The following is a 3,001-nucleotide window of genomic DNA, read 5'->3' as shown; positions in this document are numbered from 1 at the left end:
GCCGTGCTCCACGGTCGTGACCTGGGTGGCGTCGATCGCCCACATCACGTTCGGCGCGTCGGTGACGATCTTGCGGTCGTGCGTCTCCTCCGGGCGAGGACGCGTCCGATGCGGGGAGAGGAGCGTGTTCTCCCGCATGAGGCGCAGCACGCGCTTTCGAGCGACACGCAGGCCGTCGAGGACGCGCAGGCGCGCCCACACCTTGCGGTGCCCTTCCCCCGCCCAGGGCGAGCGGGCGAGATCGGCGCGGATCGCGGCGAGGAGGTCGGCGTCCGAGATGGCGGGCTTCGGCCCGCGCCAGACGGTCGCGCGCGGCGGCTGCTCCTGCGAGCCCACGCACCGGACGGCATAGAAAGTGGATCGCGCCACATCCCAGACGCGGCAGACACGCTCGACACCGTAGCGGCGGCCTGTGCCGGGGGAGATCGCCTCGGCCATCACCGCGACCTCCTCCGGGCCAAAGGGCCGCTCGTGCGCTCCATCCTCGCTCGGAGCAGCTCGTTCTCCATGGTCAGCTCGCCGACCCGCCGCAGAGCGGCCGCGAGATCGGCGTCGACGGTCTCGGTCTCGCGCTCCTTGAGCGCATCGTCGAGCGCCCCGGCCGCCTTGTCGCGCCACCGCTCGAGCTTGTGTACCGGCACCCCGAGCTCGCGCGACAGGAGCTCGACGGATTCGCCGCGCAGCATCCGCATGACGGCGGCCTTCTTGCGCGCCAGGCTCCAGCGCTGCCCTGGGCCGAGCGGTCCGACCTGCGGCCGCTCCCCCGGGGTCGCCGCCTGACCTGTGGACGGCTTGGACGGGCTGCGCCCGCCCACCCCGCCCACAGGAGCATCAGCAGCAGCAGGGGGAACCTTCGAACTCATGATCGTGTCTCTCGGCTCGCTCATCTCGGTCTCTCCTCGGACAAAATGGTGTCCAGAAAAACCGGGTCCAGCTCAGCCCCAGGGTCCCTCGACGAGGTTTTCGCGATGAGCGACGAAATCGCCCCGACCGGCCCGCCCTTCCTTTACCGCATCTTGTTCTCGGTCGTCGCACATCCTTGCCGGCAGTTGGGCGTAGAGCACGGCGTGCCAGAAGAATTCGCCACCTCTCGCGAGATCTGGCTGCGGGCCGCCTCCGGACGGCGCGGAACGTCCGGGGCAATCGATCGGATCCGCGCGATGCTCAAGCGGCGCCTGCTTTTCGGGTTCGTTCCGATAAACTGGAAGGCGGGCACGACGCTTTTGGCAAAAGAGGATATCCTGGTCGGCGGCCTCACCGTGCTCGGCTTCGACTTCTCGCAAGGCATCCTGCCGAGCGTGCGCGCAAAGCGCGTGCTCGAACTGCCGTTTTCCGCGCCGATACTCGTGGGAGGCATCGGGGGGTGGCAGGATGAAAACGACTTTTTCGATGGGGCCTGTGTCCTCCATCTCGATTTCGAGTTCGACACCGAGTTTGCTGAGCCCGTCTTGAGGAGTCCGAGGTTGCCGGCCCGCTTGCGCCGGACGATCCGGGCCTGACCTGTTTCGAGCGGGTCGCGAAGACCCTGAGGTAAGCGTCGCGACGCGCCCCACCTCCGTGCGCAAGCCGAGGTGCGTCGCGGCGGACCCGACGTTGGCAATCGCCGGCCGTCTCGCCGGTACCGTCTACGGCCGTTCGACCAGTCGAGAGAAGTGGCTCGGCGCGACGGATCGCGGAGGGTATTACCGAATTGTTCGAGCCGAGCTTTCGCACAGGCGCAGCCGCGGTTCAGTATCTGGAATGTCAGAAAGGAGAAAGGGAATGGTTATCGGCAGCGTCGTCCGGCGTGGTAACACGCTCTACATTCACGACGAACATGGTCGCCGAACCGGCACAATTATCGTCGTGGGACCGCAGGACGATTTAGTGGTGAGCTGGACGATTTAGTGGGTTATACCGGGAATTCTGTAGCTGTGCGTATAGGAAAAGTAATACACACTCATGACGGCGCTGGTCGAAGAATATCGCACGCTCCGATCTAACGCGAATCACGAGAGGGCTAGAGAATGTCGCCAACGTTTTTAGAATTGTTGAAGACGCGCATCCGCGATCTGGAACTGCCGCGAGGGAAGTTGGCGAGAAGCCTCGGTTACACGAACGTTCCGAAGGGCTGTCGGCGGATAGATGCAATCCGCGCTGGTGACATCCCAAGTGGAAGAATGATCGACAAACTGGACAATGCGTTGTGGCTTTCCGCCGCGAAAGTAGATCTGAGATTCTTGATGGAGGCTTCTCCCCTTTGTTCCGGCGTGCCGATATCTTGCGTCTGGCGACGCGGTAATGAGATAGCGCTGACGCTGCGGATGGGGCGATCCGCACGTCGGGCGTGTATCTTTCGGCAGTGGTGCGGGGGCTTGGACTATGCTGCCGTCGCGCGTCGAGCGCCGGGCGACGCGACGGTGCGGCCTGCCGGCGAGCGGTCAGACGCGCTGATCGATGAAGTCGCGGGCGGTAGCCGGCGCGAGGCGCGTGCCGATGCCGAGCAGGGTGTCGAACGCCGGGGCGGTGTGGCGGCGTCGGTTCCAGCGGAAGACGTACTCGTCGAGATAGCGGCGCAGGTGCTGTCGGCGCAGCCGTGGAAGGTCCCCAGCGCCCATCGCTTCAGGTTCGAGAAGACGCGGTGGGTCCACTTCAGCACGACGTGGGCGGCCATGCGGCCGACCGTCCTCGCGTCGTGGACGTGGTCCGGCAGCCCGATGTAGCCGGACCAGCCGTCGGTGACGACGCGGGCGCCGGGCTCGGCTACGGCAGCGACGAAGGGCTTGAGCGTCGCGGCGGAGAAATCGGGGATGGGGGCGAGGCGAATGCGGCGGGCGTGCCCCTCGGGCGAGAGCTCCACCGCGCCGGCGATGAACATCTTGCCGATCGGGCTGCGCCCCCCGCCGCCGGCGGGCGGCTCGTCCTTGCGGCGCAACGGCATCTCGGTCTCGTCGATCTCGACCACGCCCTGGAGCAGGGTAAGCGGTGTTCTCAGGCCGCGTCTGCAAGGGTGCGGCGGGCG

At 66.4% G+C, this 3,001-nt stretch carries 4 protein-coding genes; 1 reads left to right on the top strand and 3 read right to left on the bottom strand.

Annotated elements, in window-relative coordinates; genetic code table 11:
• A partial coding sequence (locus tag G407_RS0121220; RefSeq protein WP_029032422.1) for an IS3 family transposase occupies positions 1 to 438 on the bottom strand: 438 nt, incomplete at its 3' end.
• Entirely contained in the window at positions 438 to 887 is a 450-nt protein-coding gene (locus G407_RS31390) for a transposase (RefSeq protein WP_084327705.1), read from the bottom strand. The genes G407_RS31390 and G407_RS0121220, both read right to left, overlap by 1 nt.
• An 81-nt stretch (positions 888 to 968) precedes the next feature.
• On the opposite strand from G407_RS31390, the gene G407_RS0121210 reads away from it, so the two are divergent.
• The gene (locus G407_RS0121210) at positions 969 to 1,499 is read left to right on the top strand and encodes a hypothetical protein (RefSeq protein WP_029032421.1); all 531 of its coding nucleotides are present in this window, start codon (positions 969 to 971) and stop codon (positions 1,497 to 1,499) included.
• Between the two features lie 860 nt (positions 1,500 to 2,359).
• On the opposite strand, the gene G407_RS29200 is transcribed toward G407_RS0121210, so the two are convergent.
• Positions 2,360 to 3,001: IS1595 family transposase (locus G407_RS29200; RefSeq protein WP_156917670.1), on the bottom strand; the 642-nt coding region annotated here is incomplete at its 5' end.

It is taken from the genome of Salinarimonas rosea DSM 21201, assembly GCF_000429045.1.
In the GTDB taxonomy this organism is placed as follows: Bacteria; Pseudomonadota; Alphaproteobacteria; order Rhizobiales; family Beijerinckiaceae; genus Salinarimonas; species Salinarimonas rosea.
The sequence above is the reverse complement of the archived record's forward strand: the minus strand, read 5'-3'. Positions and strand labels throughout refer to the sequence as shown.

Coding starts and splice junctions, on each gene's coding strand:
- G407_RS0121210 (WP_029032421.1), top strand. CDS start 969: ATGAGCGACGAAATCGCCCCGACCGGCCCGCCCTTCCTTTACCGCATC.
- G407_RS31390 (WP_084327705.1), bottom strand. CDS start 887: ATGAGCGAGCCGAGAGACACGATCATGAGTTCGAAGGTTCCCCCTGCT.